17 protein-coding genes are annotated in these 17,345 nt (G+C 74.9%); 10 read left to right on the top strand and 7 right to left on the bottom strand.

From position 1 onward, the window contains the following. Positions 1–83: 83 nt before the first annotated feature. Positions 84–965 carry a DUF3027 domain-containing protein gene (locus ACZ6ZR_RS18385; RefSeq protein ID WP_465643505.1) on the bottom strand — a complete coding sequence of 294 codons (882 nt, stop codon included), beginning with the start codon at positions 963–965 and terminating at the stop codon, positions 84–86. A 307-nt stretch (positions 966–1,272) separates the two neighbouring features. Between ACZ6ZR_RS18385 and ACZ6ZR_RS18380 the strand changes: the two genes are divergently transcribed. From ACZ6ZR_RS18380 to ACZ6ZR_RS18365, 4 genes are all read left to right on the top strand, one after another. Next, positions 1,273–2,703, top strand: coding sequence for an MFS transporter (locus ACZ6ZR_RS18380; protein ID WP_465643503.1), 1,431 nt, complete (start codon positions 1,273–1,275; stop codon positions 2,701–2,703). A 95-nt stretch (positions 2,704–2,798) separates the two neighbouring features. Beyond that, on the top strand, positions 2,799–3,386 hold the full coding sequence (locus ACZ6ZR_RS18375) for a hypothetical protein (RefSeq protein ID WP_465643501.1): 588 nt from the start codon (positions 2,799–2,801) through the stop codon (positions 3,384–3,386). Beyond that, entirely contained in the window at positions 3,383–4,135 is a 753-nt protein-coding gene (locus ACZ6ZR_RS18370) for a futalosine hydrolase (protein ID WP_465643499.1), read from the top strand. Before ACZ6ZR_RS18375 ends, ACZ6ZR_RS18370 begins: the two co-directional genes overlap by 4 nt. Positions 4,136–4,137: 2 nt before the next feature. Next, positions 4,138–4,974 carry a 1,4-dihydroxy-6-naphthoate synthase gene (locus ACZ6ZR_RS18365; RefSeq protein WP_465643601.1) on the top strand — a complete coding sequence of 279 codons (837 nt, stop codon included), beginning with the start codon at positions 4,138–4,140 and terminating at the stop codon, positions 4,972–4,974. 25 nt (positions 4,975–4,999) lie between these two features. Here ACZ6ZR_RS18365 and ACZ6ZR_RS18360 read toward each other — a convergent pair whose 3' ends face one another. Continuing rightward, positions 5,000–5,383 (bottom strand): cold-shock protein, encoded by a 384-nt coding sequence (locus ACZ6ZR_RS18360; protein ID WP_465643497.1) that lies wholly within the window; start codon positions 5,381–5,383, stop codon positions 5,000–5,002. A gap of 444 nt (positions 5,384–5,827) precedes the next feature. Here ACZ6ZR_RS18360 and ACZ6ZR_RS18355 point away from each other — a divergent pair, with 444 nt between their 5' ends. Continuing rightward, positions 5,828–6,058 carry a hypothetical protein gene (locus ACZ6ZR_RS18355; RefSeq protein WP_465643495.1) on the top strand — a complete coding sequence of 77 codons (231 nt, stop codon included), beginning with the start codon at positions 5,828–5,830 and terminating at the stop codon, positions 6,056–6,058. A 25-nt stretch (positions 6,059–6,083) separates the two neighbouring features. Here the strand turns inward: ACZ6ZR_RS18355 and ACZ6ZR_RS18350 are convergent, their stop codons facing one another. Next, a complete protein-coding gene (locus tag ACZ6ZR_RS18350) occupies positions 6,084–6,701 on the bottom strand; it encodes an HAD family hydrolase (RefSeq protein ID WP_465643493.1) in 618 nt (205 codons plus the stop codon). A gap of 143 nt (positions 6,702–6,844) precedes the next feature. Here ACZ6ZR_RS18350 and ACZ6ZR_RS18345 point away from each other — a divergent pair, with 143 nt between their 5' ends. Continuing rightward, positions 6,845–7,819: an ABC transporter substrate-binding protein gene (locus ACZ6ZR_RS18345; RefSeq protein WP_465643491.1), complete on the top strand. Its 975-nt coding sequence runs from the start codon at positions 6,845–6,847 to the stop codon at positions 7,817–7,819. 39 nt (positions 7,820–7,858) lie between these two features. Here ACZ6ZR_RS18345 and ACZ6ZR_RS18340 read toward each other — a convergent pair whose 3' ends face one another. After that, a complete protein-coding gene (locus tag ACZ6ZR_RS18340) occupies positions 7,859–8,638 on the bottom strand; it encodes a hypothetical protein (RefSeq protein WP_465643489.1) in 780 nt (259 codons plus the stop codon). A 162-nt stretch (positions 8,639–8,800) separates the two neighbouring features. Between ACZ6ZR_RS18340 and ACZ6ZR_RS18335 the strand changes: the two genes are divergently transcribed. Together ACZ6ZR_RS18335 and pgeF are read left to right on the top strand one after the other, a co-directional pair. Then, on the top strand, positions 8,801–11,308 hold the full coding sequence (locus ACZ6ZR_RS18335; RefSeq protein ID WP_465643487.1) for a helicase-associated domain-containing protein: 2,508 nt from the start codon (positions 8,801–8,803) through the stop codon (positions 11,306–11,308). A gap of 25 nt (positions 11,309–11,333) precedes the next feature. Then, a complete protein-coding gene (pgeF, locus tag ACZ6ZR_RS18330) occupies positions 11,334–12,053 on the top strand; it encodes a peptidoglycan editing factor PgeF (protein ID WP_465643485.1) in 720 nt (239 codons plus the stop codon). Between the two features lies 1 nt (position 12,054). Here the strand turns inward: pgeF and ACZ6ZR_RS18325 are convergent, their stop codons facing one another. Next, entirely contained in the window at positions 12,055–12,312 is a 258-nt protein-coding gene (locus ACZ6ZR_RS18325) for a hypothetical protein (protein ID WP_465643483.1), read from the bottom strand. A gap of 118 nt (positions 12,313–12,430) precedes the next feature. On the opposite strand from ACZ6ZR_RS18325, the gene ACZ6ZR_RS18320 reads away from it, so the two are divergent. Next, positions 12,431–14,068 carry a DNA repair helicase XPB gene (locus ACZ6ZR_RS18320; RefSeq protein ID WP_465643481.1) on the top strand — a complete coding sequence of 546 codons (1,638 nt, stop codon included), beginning with the start codon at positions 12,431–12,433 and terminating at the stop codon, positions 14,066–14,068. A gap of 18 nt (positions 14,069–14,086) precedes the next feature. Here ACZ6ZR_RS18320 and ACZ6ZR_RS18315 read toward each other — a convergent pair whose 3' ends face one another. Next, positions 14,087–14,230 (bottom strand): hypothetical protein, encoded by a 144-nt coding sequence (locus tag ACZ6ZR_RS18315; RefSeq protein ID WP_465643479.1) that lies wholly within the window; start codon positions 14,228–14,230, stop codon positions 14,087–14,089. A 283-nt stretch (positions 14,231–14,513) separates the two neighbouring features. Here ACZ6ZR_RS18315 and ACZ6ZR_RS18310 point away from each other — a divergent pair, with 283 nt between their 5' ends. Continuing rightward, entirely contained in the window at positions 14,514–16,586 is a 2,073-nt protein-coding gene (locus ACZ6ZR_RS18310) for a HelD family protein (RefSeq protein ID WP_465643477.1), read from the top strand. A 53-nt stretch (positions 16,587–16,639) separates the two neighbouring features. On the opposite strand, the gene ACZ6ZR_RS18305 is transcribed toward ACZ6ZR_RS18310, so the two are convergent. Continuing rightward, positions 16,640–17,314 carry a copper homeostasis protein CutC gene (locus ACZ6ZR_RS18305; RefSeq protein ID WP_465643475.1) on the bottom strand — a complete coding sequence of 225 codons (675 nt, stop codon included), beginning with the start codon at positions 17,312–17,314 and terminating at the stop codon, positions 16,640–16,642. Positions 17,315–17,345: the final 31 nt, after the last annotated feature.

Below are 17,345 nucleotides of genomic sequence, written 5' to 3'. Positions count from 1 at the left end.
GCAACTGGCTGACGGAGCCTCAGTTGCAGGTGGACCGCCTTCCGATTCGCGCAGTTCCTCGCGCCTCTACGGGGCCCGGCCGCTCAGGAGTGGCCGAGCTCCTCGGTGGGGGCGTCGGGCTCGACGGAGCCGCTGGTGCGGTCGGGGTGGAGCTGGAGGGTGTCGAGCTGGAGTTCGTCGAGGATGAGCTCGGCCGGGGCGGGCGGGGCGGGGATGACGGCGGCTTCGGAGTGGCCGCCGCAGCCGTAGGCGAGGGAGACGACCTGGCCGTCGGCCGGGCCGAACTCGTTGCCGCAGATGCCGAAGGCCTGCCCGAGCGAGCCGCCGATCGGGACCAGGAAGCCACAGCTGGTGCAGTTCGCGGGGGCCGCCTGGGCCATCGGGGTCTGCGGGCCGTGGGCGGTCTCCCAGCGGTCGGCGGCCTGGTGCAGGCCGAGCCGGGAGAGCACCCGGGAGCGGCCGAGGCCGAGCTCCACGGCGATCGCGCCGATGGTGGCGCGGACCGGGGTGACCGTGCCCTCGGCGGGGCTGACCACCAGGTCCTCGGTGGTGTCGAGGGCGGCCACCGAGTTGGGGGCCGGCTCGTCCTCGCCGGTCCAGCCGGGCTCCAGGCGGAGGTCGTCCGCGTCGGTGGGCAGCAGGTCACCGGGGCCCATGTCGCCGGGCCGCAGCCGCTCGCTCCACGGCACCCACTGCGGTGCGAGCACCGCGTCGGGGCCGGGCAGCAGCACGGTCTCGTCCAGGGTCACGTTCTTGGCGCGGGGGGCACGGGCCACCGTCACGGCCCAGTGCCAGCCGCGGTAGGCCGCGTCCAGACACTCGAAGGTGTGGGTGACGACCCGCTCGCCGTCGGCGCGGACACCCAGGTGGGCTCCGACCCTCTCCGGGCCGACCGTGTCGGCGGCGGACTGACGGGCGAGTTCGACGGCCTCGGCACAGAGCCGGTCGGGGGTACGGCTTCGCATCGCAGCACTCACGGCGTCGATTCTCTCCCAAGTTCTGTGGCCTGCGGCCCATTTGCCCACGGTCTGTCGGCACCGCCCCGAACGGGTCGGCCTGCCGGGAGACCCGGCCGCACGGGCACCATCGCCCTTATTCTGCGCGACCCGCTCCCTTCCGGGGACCGGCCGCGCCGCCCACCGGGCAGTGCACGCGCGTAGTGCAGGCTACCCGCCGGTCGGCCACCCGGGACAGTCCGGCTCCACGGCCGACCCGACGGAGCCCAGTTGATCTCCGTGCCGCCCCGCGTCACCGGGCGCTTTCTCGGGCAGGATGGGCTGTGTGGCGGACGAGACCCCACCGATACCCGTCCCGCCGGCCGGTGACACCGGGTCGCCGTCGGAGGGCGGCCCGACGACGCCCCGGCGAGGCCTGCTGGCGCGCGGCGCCTCCGCGGCCGGAGCCCGCACGGGCCGGGTGGTGCACGGCACCGGGCGGCGGATCCGCCGGGCCACCTCCGCCGAGGGCGCGGGCGAGTCGGGTCTGGCCAAGCTGATCGAGCTGCACGCGCTGAACTCCTTCGGCGACATGCTGATCGCCGTCGCGCTGGCCTCCACCGTCTTCTTCTCGGTGCCGACCGGGGAGGCCAGGGGCCGGGTCGCCCTCTACCTGCTGGTCACCATGGCCCCGTTCGCGCTGCTCGCCCCGGTGATCGGGCCGCTGCTGGACCGGATGCCGCACGGCCGGCGCTCCGCGATGGCGATGTCGATGCTGGCCCGGGCGGTGCTCGCGTGGACCATGGCCGCGCCGGTGGTCAGCGGCAGCCTCACCCTCTATCCCGCCGCCCTCGGGGTGCTGGTCGCCTCCAAGGCGTACGGGGTGGTGCGCAGCGTGGTGGTGCCGCGGCTGCAGCCGCCGGGGCTGTCCCTGGTGAAGGCCAACTCCCGGGTCACCCTGGCCGGTCTGATGGCCGGGATGCTGGGCGCCGGGGTGGGCGGGCTGCTCCACCTGATCGGGCCGGCCTGGCCGCTGCGCGGGGCCTTCCTGGTCTTCGTGGTGGGCACCCTGATGGCCTTTCACCTGCCGCACCAGGTGGACTCGGCCAAGGGCGAGCAGCGGGCCGTGCTGCACTCCCCCGAGCACGCCCCGGGCAAGGCCCGGCTGCGCACGGTCGGTCCCTCGGTGATCCTGGCGCTGCGCGCGGTCTCCTCGCTGCGGGCGCTGGTCGGCTTCCTGGTGATGTTCCTGGCCTTCCTGCTGCGCAGCGACCCGGTGGCCGGGCTGCGGCCGACGGTGGCGATCGGCGTGGTGGCGGCCTGCGCCGGGGTGGGCAACGCGCTCGGTTCGGCGCTGGGCTCCTGGCTGCGCACCCGGCGCTCGGAGGCGATCGTCACGGTGGCGCTGCTGCTGGCCACCGCGGCGGCCTTCGCGGCGGCCCTCTGGTACGGGCTGCTGACGGTGGCCCTGGTCGCCGCCACCGCCGGGGCGGCCGCCTCGCTGGGCAAGCTGGCCCTGGACGCGCTGATCCAGCGGGACGTGCCGGAGGCGGTGCGGACCTCGGCGTTCGCCCGTTCGGAGACGGTGCTGCAACTCAGCTGGGTGGCGGGCGGCGCGCTGGGCATCACCCTTCCGCTGGACGGCTCGCTCGGGCTGGGGGTGGCGGCCGCCCTGCTGACCGTCTCGCTGCTCTGGACGATCTGGTCGCTGGCCCGGCTGGGCGGCTCCTCGCCACGCCCGTCGGCCCGTCCCCGGTCGGTCGGCTGACGGTGCGGCAGGTGGCGGTCGGATCCTGATGTTGTGCTCGCCGTTCGGGCGACCCGGACGTTCGCCGGGAGGGTACGGCCGGTAGTCTTCGGCCCATGAGCCTCAGCACCCGTGTCATCGCCGCCCTCGGCGCCGTGGTCGTGATCGGCGCCGGCACGGTCGGCGGTTCCATCGCGTACGCCATCGGCAAGGACAAGCCCTCCGCGCCCAAGGCCACCCTGGTCGTCGGCCGCTCCTCCATCGAGGCGAGCCCGCTCTGCTACAACGACGGCAAGCCGCTGGACGAGGCCGCCCAGACCAAGTGCCAGGCCAACGCGCTGAAGGCCAAGGCCAAGGGCGAGCTGCCGGTCTCGGACGTCACCGTCTCCGACAAGATCGGCGTCGGCGTCGACACGAAGGTCGCCGAGAAGGGCTGGTTCGCCTTCACCGACGGCGGCCAGCAGCAGCGTGCCACCCTGTCGGCGACCCGCACCGGCTCCACCTACTCCGGCTCGCTCCCCGCCGTGGGCCTGCTCGCCTCCGGCGAGAAGACCCTGGTCACCGTGGTCGAGGCCAACGAGAAGACCGGCGACATCCTGGGCGTCTGGTACTTCCAGCTCAAGAACAAGGACGCCGCGGGCGTCCCGGCCGGTGGTGGCGAGATGCCGGGCGGCGAGCAGCCGGGTGCCGGCACCGAGCAGTGACGAACCCTCATCCGAACGGCGGCCAGCGGCCGGGAACCCCCCGGCTGCTGGTCGCCGTCGCCGTTGCGGCGGAGGCCGAGGCGGTGCTGCGCGGGCTGCGTGACGGCGCCCGTCCGGTCCCCCTGGAGGGGCCGGGCGCGGGCGAGCTGCGCCGCAGCGAGCACGCGAGCGGCACCGAGGTGGACGTGCTGGTGGCCGGGGTCGGCCCGGTCGCGGCCGCCGTCTCGGTGGCGGCCGTGCTGGCCGCGCACCCGTACGACCTGGTGGTCTCGGCCGGGATCGCCGGCGGCTTCGCGCCCCGGGCTCCGATCGGCTCGATCGTGCTGGCCGACGAGATCGTGGCCGGCGACCTGGGCGCCGAGACCCCGGAGGGCTTCCGCAGCGTCGCCGAGCTGGGCTTCGGCGCCGTCCGGCACGTGCCCCCGGCGGGCGCCGTCCGGCTGGCCGCCGACGCGCTGGACGCCGCCACCGGCACGGTGCTGACCGTCTCCACCGTGACCGGCACCGCCGAGCGGGCCGCCGCGCTGACCGCCCGTCACCCGCACGCGGTGGCCGAGGCGATGGAGGGCCACGGGGTGGCCGAGGCCGCCGCCCGCTACGGGGTGCCGGTGCTGGAGCTGCGCACCGTCTCCAACGCGGTCGGCCCCCGGGACCGCGAGGCCTGGCGGATCGGCGAGGCGCTCGGCGCCCTGGAGCGCGCCTTCCTGCACCTGCCGTACCGCGCCCTGATCGAGGAGGCCTCCCGGTGACCCTGCGCGTCGCGTACTCGCCCTGCCCGAACGACACCTTCGTCTTCCACGCCTGGGCCCACGGCCTGGTGCCCGGCGCCGAGGCGCCCGAGGTGACCTTCGCGGACATCGACGTCACCAACGGGATGGCCGAGCGCGGGGAGCTGGACCTGCTCAAGATCAGCTACGGCCAGCTGCCCTGGGTCCTGGAGGAGTACGCCCTGCTGCCCTGCGGCGGCGCGCTGGGCCGGGGCTGCGGCCCACTGGTGCTCACCGCGGGCGAACTGACGCCGGAGCAGCTGACGGGCCGTACGGTGGCGGTGCCGAGCGAGCGCTCGACCGCCTACCTGCTGTTCCGGCTGTGGGCCGCGCAGGCGGTGCCCGGCGGCTTCGGCGAGATCGTGGTGCTGCCCTTCCACGAGATCATGCCCGCCGTCCGGGACGGCAAGGTGGACGCCGGCCTGGTCATCCACGAGGCGCGGTTCACCTACCAGAACTACGGTCTGCACCGGCTGGCCGACATGGGCGAGGCCTGGGAGCTGGCCACCGGCCTGCCGATCCCGCTGGGCGCCATCGTGGCCCGCCGCTCGCTGGGCGCGGAGCGGCTCGCGGAGCTGGCGGAGACCATCCGCACCTCGGTCCGGATGGCCTGGGACGACCCGGAGGCCTCCCGGGAGTACGTGCTGGCCCACGCCCAGGAGATGGACCCGGCGGTGGCGGACCAGCACATCGGCCTCTACGTCAACGAGTTCACCGCCGACCTGGGCGAGGCCGGCTACGCCGCGGTGCGCGGCCTGCTCACCCGGGCCGCCGCCGAGGGACTGGTGCCCGCCATCGGCCCGGGTGCGCTGGACTTCTGACTACCGTCTGGTGCCGGGCACGGCACTAGACATCGAACTGGTCCGCCACCGCGCGGAGCAGCACGGCCAGCTGCTGGCCGCTCGGCTTGGCCGGGTAGCGGCCGTGCTGGAGGCCGGGCAGCACCGCGTCCAGGGTGGTGATCAGGTCCTGCACGATCGGGGCCATGTCGTCCGCGCTCTTGCGCTGGGCGGCGGCCACCGAGGGCAGCGCCTCCAGCAGCTGGACGGCCATGGCCTGGTCACCCCGGTGGCCGGCCACCACGCCGAACTCCACCCGCTGCCCTGGCCGGAGCGCCGTCACCCCGGCGGGGAGCGCCTTGGTGTGGACGAACACGTCCCCGCCGTCGTCGCGCGACAGGAAGCCGAAGCCCTTCGTCTCGTTGAACCACTTCACCTGGCCGGTGGGCATCTCGAAAAGTCCTCATGTGGGTACGGGGAGGCCCCGGCGAACGCCGGGGTCCCGGGGTGGATGGCGGGCCGACCGTGCCGAACGCCTCAGGCGTGCCCGGTCAGCATGCTAATGATCCGTCAGCTTCTCAGCGTCGCGCAGCCGGTTTCCGGTACGCGGATCTGACGGGGTGGACGCCGCCCGGCCTGGCACGGCCAGGGCGCGACTGAGCGCTCTCCACTGGCGGACACCCCCGGTCGGACGGGCGGGGCGCCGGACCGGCCCCGTGCGAGTGCTCCATACCCGGCCCACCAGCGGCCCGAAACACTCCGTCTCCGGGGAACTGCGGTGGGTGACGGACCGTCAGACCCCGGACGCCCCGCCCCTGCCCCCGGCCGGGGCTCCGGCGACTGCCACACTGGGAGGGCCCGCCGGCCGCCGGCCGCACCCGTCGAGGAGCCTCCCGTGAACAGCAGCAGCACCACCGAGCGCGGAGACGTGCTGGTCAGGACCGGCGCCGTGGTCTTCCTGATCGGCGCCGCGGCCACCCTGGCGACCTTCGTGCCGCTCTTCCTCCACCTCGACCCGCTGCCGACGGCCGCCTACTGGATCTCGATGCTGATGCCGGCCGGCCTGGCCCTCGCCCTGGCCGGCATGTTCCGCCAGGCCCGCTCGAAGCGCCCGGCCAAGCCCTAGTGCCGTGCCCGGCACTAGTGAGGCACTAGACGTTCTGGCCCGTGAGGTGGGCGGCCAGCCAGTCCGGGAAGGCCGTCAGGTCCTCCAGCACCACGTCCGCCCCGGCCGCGCGCAGCTCGGCCGCCGTGTACGGGCCGGTGGCGACGGCCACCGCCACCGCGTCGGCCGCCCGGGCGCCCCGGATGTCGCCGTAGTGGTCGCCGACGTAGACGCTCGCGCCGTGCTCGCGCAGCGCGTCGCCCTTGGTCTCGGCCCAGGTGTCGCCGACCAGCACGTCCACGGCCAGGCCGACGTGGTCCAGCTGGATCCGGGCGTTGCGCTCGTACTTGCCGGTGACCACCGCCACCCGGCCGCCGGCCGCCCGGACCGCCGCCAGGGACTCCTCCGCGCCCGGGAGGAGCAGGGTGCCGGGCAGCGCGTGCTCCACGTAGAGGCCGCGGTAGAGCGTGGCCGTCTCGGCGACCGCCTCGGCGGGGAACCAGTTGGCGATCTCCTGCTCCAGCGGCGGGCCGAGCCGGGTGACCACCAGGTCGCTGTCGATCGCCACCCCGGTCAGGGCCGACAGGGCCTCGTAGGTGGCCTTGATGCCGGGCCGCGTGTCCAGCAGCGTCATGTCGAGGTCGAACCCCACGGTGAGTGCCATGCCCCCACCCTAGGCACCCCCGGAAACGGCACCGCGAACTGCCCTCCACAGTTACGGGTTGACGGCCTTTCACCACCACCAATACCGGCATTTCGGACATAATCGGCTGCGACCCCGCCGCCGCCCCCGACCGAGGTGCCCCGATGCCACGTCAGCTCACCCGCCGCGCCGCCCTCGCCGGCCTCGGCGCGGTCCTGCTGGCCGGCTGCACCGACGACCGGCCCGACCCCGGCGCCTCCGGCCCCGCCATCGAGGTCTCCACCTCCCCCACCCCGCCCGTGACCCTGGACACCCCGAACGGGCCGGTCCAGGTGCCCGGCGGGCCGACCAGGCTGGTGGTGCTGGACACCGCCGAACTCGACTCCGCCTTCACCCTCGGCATCCCCCCGCTCGCCGCCTCCCGCGCCCCGGCCGGCCCGGGCCTGCCCGACTACTTCCCCGCCGCCTGGCTGGCGCCGGTCCGCTCCGCCGGGACGGTCGGCAGCCCCGACTACGCGGCGATCCGGGCCGAGCGGCCCGAGCTGGTGCTCGGCAACCAGACCCGGGACGCCGCCCACTACGAGCAGCTGCGGACCATCGCCCCCACCGTGCTCACCGCCACCACCGGATACCCGTGGAAGGACAACTTCCGGGTGCACGCCCGCGCCCTCGGCCGCGAACAGCAGGCCGACGCCGTCACCGCCGAGTACGTCCGGCACGTCGGCCGCACCGCCGAGGCGATCGCCACCGCGGGGCACGGCGGCAGCCGGATCAGCCTGGTCCGCTTCGTCGAGGGCTCGCCGACCGTCCGGCTGTACGGACGGCAGAACTTCCCCGGCACCCTGCTCACCGACCTGCGGCTCGGCCGGCCGCCGGCCCAGGACGTGGACGCCTTCGACGTCGAGGTGACGCCCGATCAGATCGGCCGGGCCGACGGCGACCTGCTCCTCTACGCCACCTACGGCGACCCCGCCAAGGCCGGCACCACGGCGGTCCTGGCCTCTCCCGCCTGGCAGTCCCTCAACGCCGTCCGCGCCCACCGCGCCTTCCCGGTCGACGACCGCCTCTGGTACCAGGGCATCGGCTACACCGGCGCCAACCTGATCGTCGCCGAACTACAACGCTTCCTCACCGGCTGACGCCGCCGGGAGCGCCCCGCAGGGGCGCGGCCAGGTGCCTCACCCCTCTGCCTCCGGCCTGCGGCGGCGCATGGTGACCACCAGCAGGAAGAGGGCGGTCAGGACGCCGGCCAGGCGCAGCACGCCCGGGGCGCCCTGCCAGACGGCGCGGCCGAGTTCCTCGGCCGGGGCCGGGGTGCCCCAGCGGCCCTGGGTGCGGCCCCACTGCCAGACCGAGGTGGCCGTCATGGTGCCCAGCGGGATGACCAGGGCGGCGAACTTGCGGGTGAGCGGGCCGAGACGGGGGGCGATGTAGGCCAGGCCCCAGCCCGCGAGCAGGGCCAGCAGCTGGCCGGTGACCGCGCCCGCGACCAGCACCGCGGCGCTCAGCAGCACCAGCGGCGAGGGCCGACGGCCCGTCAGGAAGGAGCGCCGGGGCGCCGGCAGTGCCTCGACGTCGGCCGGGTCGGCCCCCGGAGGGAGGTCCGACTCCGCCGCCCGCTGCTCCGGGAGCACCGGGGCGGGCGCGGTGGGCGGCTCCTCCGGGAAGTCGAAGACCACGCTGTCCCAGCCGGGGAAGTCCGCCGAGGTCATCGGCGGCCGTCCGTGCTCGGCCCGGGCGATCAGCCACGCGCCCTGCCCCGGAGGATCGGCGGGGCGCGGCGGCGCCGCCGGAGGCGTCACCGGCGGAGGCGGCGGCACCGGCACGGCCGGCACCTCGGGCGCGTACACCGAATCGGACACCCCGTCAGAACCCGCCGCCCCGGCCGGCTCCCCCGAGCGCTGTCTGCCGAGCACCCGCCAGGGCCCGTCCACCCGCCACCACTCACCATCCGCCACAGGGCAGACCGTACCCCCGGCACCACCGATCAGTCAGCGAGTCAGCCTCGCGGGTGGGCACTGTCCCCAGCCTGTGGACAGAGGAGCGACGGCAACCCCTCGCACCGGCCGTGCGACCGCCGTTTCTGTCCTCTTAACCCGGGGCCGACTAGTCTGGGTCGGATGACCGGTCAGCAGAGCAAGGCGCCCCGCACCCTCGCCGAGGAGCTGCGCGCCCGCAGCGACGAAGCCCTCGCCGCGCTGCTGCACGCCCGCCCCGACCTGCTCAACCCGGTGCCCACCGACCTCACCCAGCTCTCCGCCCGGCTCTCCTCCCGGGCCTCCGCGCTGCGCGCGCTGGAGCGGCTGGACCGCTTCACCCTGCAGACCGCCGAGGCGCTGGCCGCCGCGCCCGACGGCTGCCCGGAGGCGACGGTCCGTCAGCTGCTGGCCGGCCCGGCCCGGGTGAAGCCCCATCCGGGCGCCTCCCCGGCCGACCGCGCCGCGGTCACCGCCGCGCTGCCCGCCGCCCTGGAGACGCTCCGCTCCCAGGCCCTGCTCTGGGGCCCGGACTCTGCGCTGCGCCTGGTGATCGCGGTCCGCGAGGCGCTCGCCCCCTCGGCCGCCAACCCGGGCCGCACCGGCCTCGGCCCCACCCTGGCCGACGCCACCACCGGGATGTCCCCGGCCCGGCTGCAGCAACTGCTGCACGGCGCCGGGCTGCCGGCCACCCCCGACCCGGTCACCGCCGTGGGCGCGCTCACCGAGCTGCTCCAGGACCGCAGGCGCTGCGCCGCCCTGCTGGACCAGGCGCCGCCCGGCGCGCTCGCCCTGCTGGAGAAGCTGGTCTGGGGCCCGCCCACCGGCACCGTGCCGGACGCCGCCCGGCAGGTCACCGCCGAGGAGGCCCGCAGCCCGGTGGAGTGGCTGCTGGCCCGCGGCCTGCTGCTGCCGAGCAGTGCCGGATCGGTGGTGCTGCCGCGGGAGTTGGCGCTGCACCTGCGCGGCGGCCGCAGCCACCGCGAGGTGGAGCCCGTCCCGCCGGAGCCGGCCGCCACCGCCGAGCGCGATCCACAGGCTGTGGACAGCAGTGCGGCCGGGCAGGCGTACACCGCCGTGCGCACCGTCGAGGAGCTGCTGGAGGCCTGGGGCCTGCAGTCCCCGCCCACCCTGCGCGCGGGCGGCCTCGGCGTCCGGGACCTCAAGCGGGCCGGGCTGCTGCTCGACTGCCCCGAGCCCACCGCCGCCTTCTGGCTGGAACTCGCCTACACCTGCGGCCTGCTGGCCCCCGACGGGGAGGCCGACGAGCGCTGGGCGCCGACCCCCGCCTACGACCTCTGGCTCCAGCAGCCGGTCGCCGAGCGCTGGGCCCTGCTGGCCCGCGGCTGGCTGGCCGCCACCCGGGTCGCCGGACTGACCGGCACCCCCGACGGCAAGGGCAAGGCCCGGGCCGCGCTCGGCTCCGAACTGGACCGCACCCTCGCCCCCTCGGTGCGCCGGGCCGCCCTCACCGCGCTGGCCTCGCTGCCGCCCGGCTCGGCGGCCGACGCCGCCGCCCTGCTGCCGGTGATGCGCTGGCAGCGCCCGCTGCGCGGCGGCCAGGCCGGCCCCGACGGCCGGGACTTCCGCGACCACCTGACCGAATGGGCGCTCCAGGAGGCCGAGTTGCTCGGCGTCACCGGCCGGGGCGCGCTCGGCTCCCCGGCCCGCGCGCTGCTCGCCGGAGCCGACCCGGAGCCGGTCCTGGAGCCGCTGCTCCCCCAGCCGCTGGACCACGTGATCCTCCAGCCCGACCTGACCGCGATCGCCCCCGGCCCGCTGCTCACCCCGCTGGCCCAGGCACTGGCGCTCTGCGCCGAGATCGAGTCCAAGGGCGGCGCCACCGTCTACCGCTTCACCACCGACTCGGTCCGCCGCGCCCTGGACGCCGGGCGGACCGCCAACGACCTGCACACCTTCCTGGCCCAGCACTCCCGCACCCCCGTGCCGCAGCCGCTCAGCTACCTGATCGACGACGTGGCCCGGCGGCACGGCGTGCTCCGGGTCGGCGCCGCCTCCTCGTACCTGCGCTGCGACGACCCCGGCCTGCTCGCCGAGGTGCTGGCCGACCGGCGGGCCGGCGAGCTGCGCCTGCGGCTGCTGGCCCCCACCGTGCTGGCTGCCCAGGCCGGGCCGGAGACCCTGCTCTCGGTGCTCCGCGCGATGGGCTACGCCCCGACCGCCGAATCCGCCGAGGGCGACGTGCTGCTGACCCACCCTGACAGCCACCGCACCCCGCCGCGCACCGCCCCCGTCCCCGTACCGGACGGCCCGCCCCGACCGGACGAGGTGCTGCTCACCGCCGCCGTCCGGGCCGTCCGCGCGGGTGACCTGGCCGCCACCGCCGTCCGCCGCGAGACCGTCGCCGGGCCCGCCGCCGGACAGTCGCAGACCGGCCCGGCCCGTACCGACCTGCGGCAGCTCCCGCGCACCGCGGCCGCCGACACGCTGGCAGCGCTGCAGACCGCGGTGCTGCTGGGCGAGCGGATGTGGATCGGGTACATCAACGCCGAAGGCCTGGCCTCCCAGCGGGTGGTCGACCCGGTCAAGGTGGAGGGCGGCTACGTCACCGTGTACGACCACCTCAGCGACGAGGTGCGCACCTTCGCGCTGCACCGGATCACCGGCGTGGCCGAACTCGCCGACCAGTGACCCACCGAACGCTAGGGGCCCGGACATGGACCAGCTCGCACCCGGCATCAACTACGCCGTGATGGACCGTCACGGCGGCGTCAGCCCGGCCCCGTTCGACTCCCGCAACCTCGGCGGCCGCACCGCCGACGACCCGGAGAACGTCCGCCGCAACCGCGAGCTGACCGCCCGCGAGCTCGGCCTCGACCCGGCCCGGGTGGTGATGATGCGTCAGGTCCACGGCACCGAGGTCGCCTACGTCACCCAGCCCTACGACCCGCGCACCGCACCACCGTTGGACGGCATCGTCACCGACCGGCCGGGCCTCGGCCTGGTCGCGCTGGCCGCCGACTGCGCGCCGGTGCTGATCGGCGACCCGGTCCGGCGCCTGGTCGGCGCCGCGCACTCCGGCCGCGCCGGAACGGTGGCGGGCATGGCGCCCGCACTGGTCGCCGCGATGACCGCCCGGGGCAGCCGCCCTGCCGACCTGGTCGCCCTGGTCGGCCCGCTCGCCTGCGGCCGCTGCTACGAGGTGCCGCAGGCGATGCAGGACGAGGCCTGCGAGACCCTCCCCGAACTGCGCTCCACCACCCGGCAGGGCACCCCCGCCCTGGACGTCCGAGCCGGCATCACCGCCCAGCTCACCAGGGCCGGGGTCGGCGAGATCCGCCACGACGACCGCTGCACCATCGAGGACGAGGACTTCTTCTCCCACCGCCGCGAACAGGAGACCGGCCGCTTCGCCGCCTACGTCTGGCTGGACTGACCTACTTCTTCGCCTGCTTCGCCGCCTCTTCCTGCTGCTGCTTCTTGGCCTGCTCCATCAGCGTCTCCGGGTCCGGCGGCGTCGGGTCCACCCCGGTCAGCAGCTCCGTGCCGGTGAACGCCACCAGCCCGAACACCCCGCCGGCCTTGGAGATGTCCGGCATCCCGGCGGGCGCCGCCGCCGAGGCGGGAGCGGCGGCAGCGGCCAGCGCGGCTCCGGAGAGCGCGACGGCGGCGAACAGACGATTCGTCTTCTTCATGCCCTGCCCAACGAGCTTCCCCGGGTCCGGTCACCCACTTCCTCTGGCGGCCTCACACGTTTGCCTCCGCATGCGGGACACTGGAAGGTCTGCGCCCGACAACCGGAGGACTCACCGCGTGAACGACGGACCGCTCATCGTCCAGAGTGACAAGACGCTGCTGCTGGAGATCGACCACCCGAAGGCCGCCGACTGCCGGCGGGCGATCGCGCCGTTCGCCGAGCTGGAGCGGGCGCCGGAGCACGTGCACACCTACCGGGTGACGCCGCTCGGGCTGTGGAACGCGCGGGCCGCCGGGCACGACGCCGAGCAGGTGGTGGACGCGCTGGTGAACTACTCGCGCTACCCGGTGCCGCACGCGCTGCTGGTGGACGTGGCGGACACCATGGCCCGGTACGGGCGGCTGCAGCTGTCGAAGCACCCGGTGCACGGGCTGGTGCTGACCACCACCGACCGGCCGGTGCTGGAGGAGGTGCTGAAGTCGAAGAAGATCGCCCCGCTGGTGGGGGCGCGGCTCGACCCGGACACCGTCGTCGTGCACCCCTCGGAACGCGGGCAGATCAAGCAGGTGCTGCTGAAGCTGGGCTGGCCGGCCGAGGACCACGCCGGGTACGTGGACGGCGAGGCGCACCCGATCGAGCTGGACCAGGACGGCTGGGAGCTGCGGCCGTACCAGCAGCAGGCGGTGGAGGGCTTCTGGCACGGCGGCAGCGGCGTCGTGGTGCTGCCCTGCGGCGCCGGCAAGACGCTGGTGGGCGCGGCGGCGATGGCGGAGGCCAAGTCGACCACGCTGATCCTGGTGACCAACACCGTCTCGGCCCGGCAGTGGAAGCACGAGCTGGTGAAGCGGACCTCGCTGACCGAGGACGAGATCGGCGAGTACAGCGGGACGAAGAAGGAGATCCGCCCGGTCACCATCGCCACGTACCAGGTGATGACGACCAAGCGGAAGGGCGTGTACGCGCACCTGGAGCTGTTCGACGCGCGGAACTGGGGCCTGGTGGTCTACGACGAGGTGCACCTGCTGCCCGCGCCGGTCTTCAAGTTCACCGCCGACCTCCAGGCCCGCCGCCGGCTCGGGCTGACCGCGACCCTGGTGCGGGAGGACGGCCGGGAGGGCGACGTGTTCAGCCTGATCGGGCCGAAGCGCTTCGACGCCCCGTGGAAGGAGATCGAGGCGCAGGGCTACATCGCCCCGGCCGACTGCTGCGAGGTGCGGGTGACGCTGACCGACTCGGAGCGGCTGGCGTACGCCACGGCCGAGCCGGAGGAGCGGTACCGGTTCTGCGCCACCACCGCGACCAAGCGGCGGGTGGTGGAGGCGCTGGTCAAGAAGCACGAGAAGGACCAGACGCTGGTCATCGGTCAGTACATCGACCAGCTGGACGAGTTGGGCGAGGTGCTCGACGCACCGGTGATCAAGGGCGAGACCAGCAACGCGCAGCGGGAGAAGCTGTTCGACGCGTTCCGGAACAAGGAGATCAGCGTGCTGGTGGTCTCCAAGGTGGCCAACTTCTCCATCGACCTGCCGGAGGCGACCGTCGCCATCCAGGTCTCCGGGACCTTCGGCTCCCGGCAGGAGGAGGCCCAGCGGCTGGGCCGGGTGCTGCGGCCGAAGGCGGACGGGCACTCCGCGCACTTCTACTCGGTGGTGGCGCGGGACACCGTGGACCAGGACTTCGCGGCGCACCGCCAGCGCTTCCTGGCCGAGCAGGGCTACGCGTACCGGATCGTGGACGCGGACGACGTGCTCTGAGCGTGCCCTGAGGGACCGTCAGTACTTGACGCCGTCGCGCCCGAAGAAGACCACGCGCGCGGCGGTGTCGAGGGCGATCCCGACGTTGCGCACCGCGGTGGCGATCGGGCCGCGGCGGCGGGCGTGGGCGACGGGGCGGTGGGTGTGGTGGTGGTTCTCCATGGCTCCACCGTAGGTTTCCGGCCACCGCCGGAGCGTCAGCCCGCAGGGCGCTCCGGCCTCGTCCTTCCGGCGTACCCGTCCCTGACTTCCGGCGGGGCCGGAACCGCGGGCAAATGATTGGCGTCGCGCGCGGGGGCAGGTCTAGGATCTCCGGTCTTGCCCCCTCCCGAACCGTGGTGCCGTCGTCGCGGCAGCCGTGGGAGCCCGTCCCGGTCGGAAACCGGGCGGCCCACCGTGAGCCAACGACGATCCGCCACCACGAAGGTGGCCGGGAAGGTTTGCCGTGCACACCGCCGATCACCGAGGGGCCGATCACCAAGCGGCCGATCCGCTCCGGCTCGAACGCGACCACCTGGCCGACTCCCGCGCGGCCCTGCGCGCGATGCGCGAGGACGCCGAGTCGCTGGACCTGCGGGACGTGACGGGGACCTGGGTGTCCGCCGCCGTCCTCCAGAACCAGGTGGAGCAGCGCATCGCCGCGCTCGCCGACATGGCCCACACCCCGCTGTTCTTCGGCCGGTTGGACTACCTGCACGCGATCAGCGAGGACCTGGCCGAGGGCGGCAAGGGCGAGCGGTTCTACATCGGGCGCCGGCACGTGCACGACGCCGCGGGCGACCCGATGGTGATCGACTGGCGCGCGCCGGTCTCCCAGCCGTTCTACCGGGCCACCCGCACCGAACCGCTGGACGTCGAGAAGCGCCGCCGGTTCGGTTACACCGGCGGGGAGTTGACCGCCTACGAGGACGAGAACCTCAGCGACCCGGCCGAGACGGACACCGCCTCCGCGCTGCTCGCCGCCGAGATCGAGAAGCCCCGCGTCGGCCCGATGCGCGACATCGTGGCCACCATCCAGCCCGAGCAGGACGAGATCGTCCGGGCCGAGATCGGCGGCACCATCTGCGTCCAGGGGGCGCCCGGCACCGGGAAGACCGCGGTCGGCCTGCACCGGGTCGCCTACCTGCTCTACGCGCACCGGGAGCGGCTGGCCAAGTCCGGCACCCTGGTGGTCGGGCCGAACCGCTCCTTCCTCCACTACATCGAGCAAGTGCTGCCCGCGCTGGGCGAGTTGGACGTCGCCCAGGCCACCGTGCAGGAGCTGGTCAAGCACGTCGAGGTGCGCGGCGAGGACTCCGCCGAGGCGGCCTCGGTGAAGGGCGACGCCCGGATGGCCGAGGTGCTGCGGCGGGCCGTCCGCTCCGGCATCACGCTGCCCACCGAACCGCTGATGGTCCAGCGCGGCTCCCGGCGCTGGCGGGTGCCGACGTACGAACTGGTGGAGATCGTCGAGGAGTTGGCCGGGCGGGAGATCCGCTACGGGGCGGCCGCCGAGGCGATGCCGCAGCGGATCGCGCACACGGTGCTGCTCAAGATGGAGCAGGGCGGCGAGGCGCCGGACGACCGGGTGCAGGACGCGGTGGCCCGCAATCCGCAGGTGAAGGCGGCGGTCAAGACCTACTGGCCGCCGGTGGACCCGGCCAAGCTGGTGCACCGGCTGCTCACCGACGCCGGGTTCCTGGCCGCCTGCGCGGACGGGGTCCTCACCGAGCAGGAGCAGGCGGTCGTGCTCTGGCCGAAGCCCGGGCGCTCGGTGAGGACGGCACCCTGGACCACCGCCGACGCGGTGCTGGTGGACGAGACCACCGACCTGGTGCGGCGCACCCCCTCGCTCGGCCACGTGGTGCTGGACGAGGCGCAGGACCTCTCCCCGATGCAGTACCGGGCGGTCGGGCGCCGCTGCTCGACCGGCTCGGCCACCGTGCTGGGCGACCTCGCCCAGGGCACCACCCCCTGGGCGACCGGGAGTTGGGCCGAGGCGCTGCACCACCTGGGCAAGGAGGGCGCGCACGTGGAGGAGCTCACCAAGGGCTTCCGGGTGCCCGAGGAGGTCATCGCCTACGCCTCCCGGCTGCTGCCCGCCATCGCCCCCGGCCTGGCCCCCGCCACCTCGGTCCGTGACGCCCCTGGCTCGCTGACGATCCGCCAGGTCACCGCGGAGGAGCTGGACGCCGCCGTGGTCGAGGCCTGCCGGGCCGCGCTGGAGCGCGAGGGCTCCACCGGCCTGATCGCCGCCGACGCCCGGATCGGCGCCCTCGGCGAGCTGCTCACCGAGGCCGGCCTGCCCTTCCTCGACCCCGGCACCGAGACCAGCGCCGAGGCCCGGCTCACCCTCGTCCCGGCCTCGCTGGCCAAGGGTCTGGAGTACGACTACGTGGTCCTGGAGGAGCCCGCCGCCGTGGTGGCGGGCGAGCCCGACCTGCGGACCGGGCTGCGCCGCCTGTACGTCTCGCTGACCCGTGCCGTCTCCGGCCTCGCGGTGGTGCACGCCGAACCGCTGCCGGGAGAGCTGGGCTGAGGTACGCGAGAGGGCCCGGAGCGCGGTGCTCCGGGCCCTCGCGCGCGTGCGGGTCAGCCGTCGATCAGGGCGCGCCACTCGGCGACCTTCGCCCGGTCGACCGGGGTGTCCCAGCCGTTCTCCCGGACCGGGCCGCCGACGTGGAAGGCGTCGAAGCCGGCCGCGCGCAGGCCCGGGACGTGCTCGGCGCGCAGACCGCCGCCGATCAGGATCCGCTGGCGGTAGCCCGGGTCGCCGGCCTTGGCGAGCTCGCCGGCCAGCACCTCCTGACCGGCCGTCACTCCGGCGGCGGCGCCGGAGGTGAGGAAGGTGTCCAGCCCGGGCAGACCGGCGACGGCCGCGCGCAGGGCGTCCCGGTCGGCGCAGTGGTCGATCGCCCGGTGGAAGGTCCAGCGGCAGCCGGCCACCGCGTCCGCCACCGCGCGGGTGGCGGCCAGGTCGACCGCGCCGTCGGCGTCCAGGAAGCCGAGCACGAACTCCTCGGCGCCCTCGGCGCGCAGCGCGGCGGCCCGCTCCAGCAGCTCGTCCACGCTGCCGGGGGTGAACCCGTCGCGGATCCGGAGCATCACCCGCAGCGGGATCGAGACGGCGGCGCGGATGGCGGCGAAGTCGGCCAGGGCCGGCGTCAGACCGTCCGCGGCCATGTCGGCGACCAGTTCGAGCCGGTCGGCCCCGCCCGCCTCGGCCGCCTGGGCGTCCTGCACCGTCAGGGCGATCACTTCGAACATTGGTCTAGACATATCGCTAACCCTGCCACAT

The organism is Kitasatospora sp. NPDC088742, from assembly GCF_055584905.1.
The sequence above is the reverse complement of the archived record's forward strand: the minus strand, read 5'-3'. Positions and strand labels throughout refer to the sequence as shown.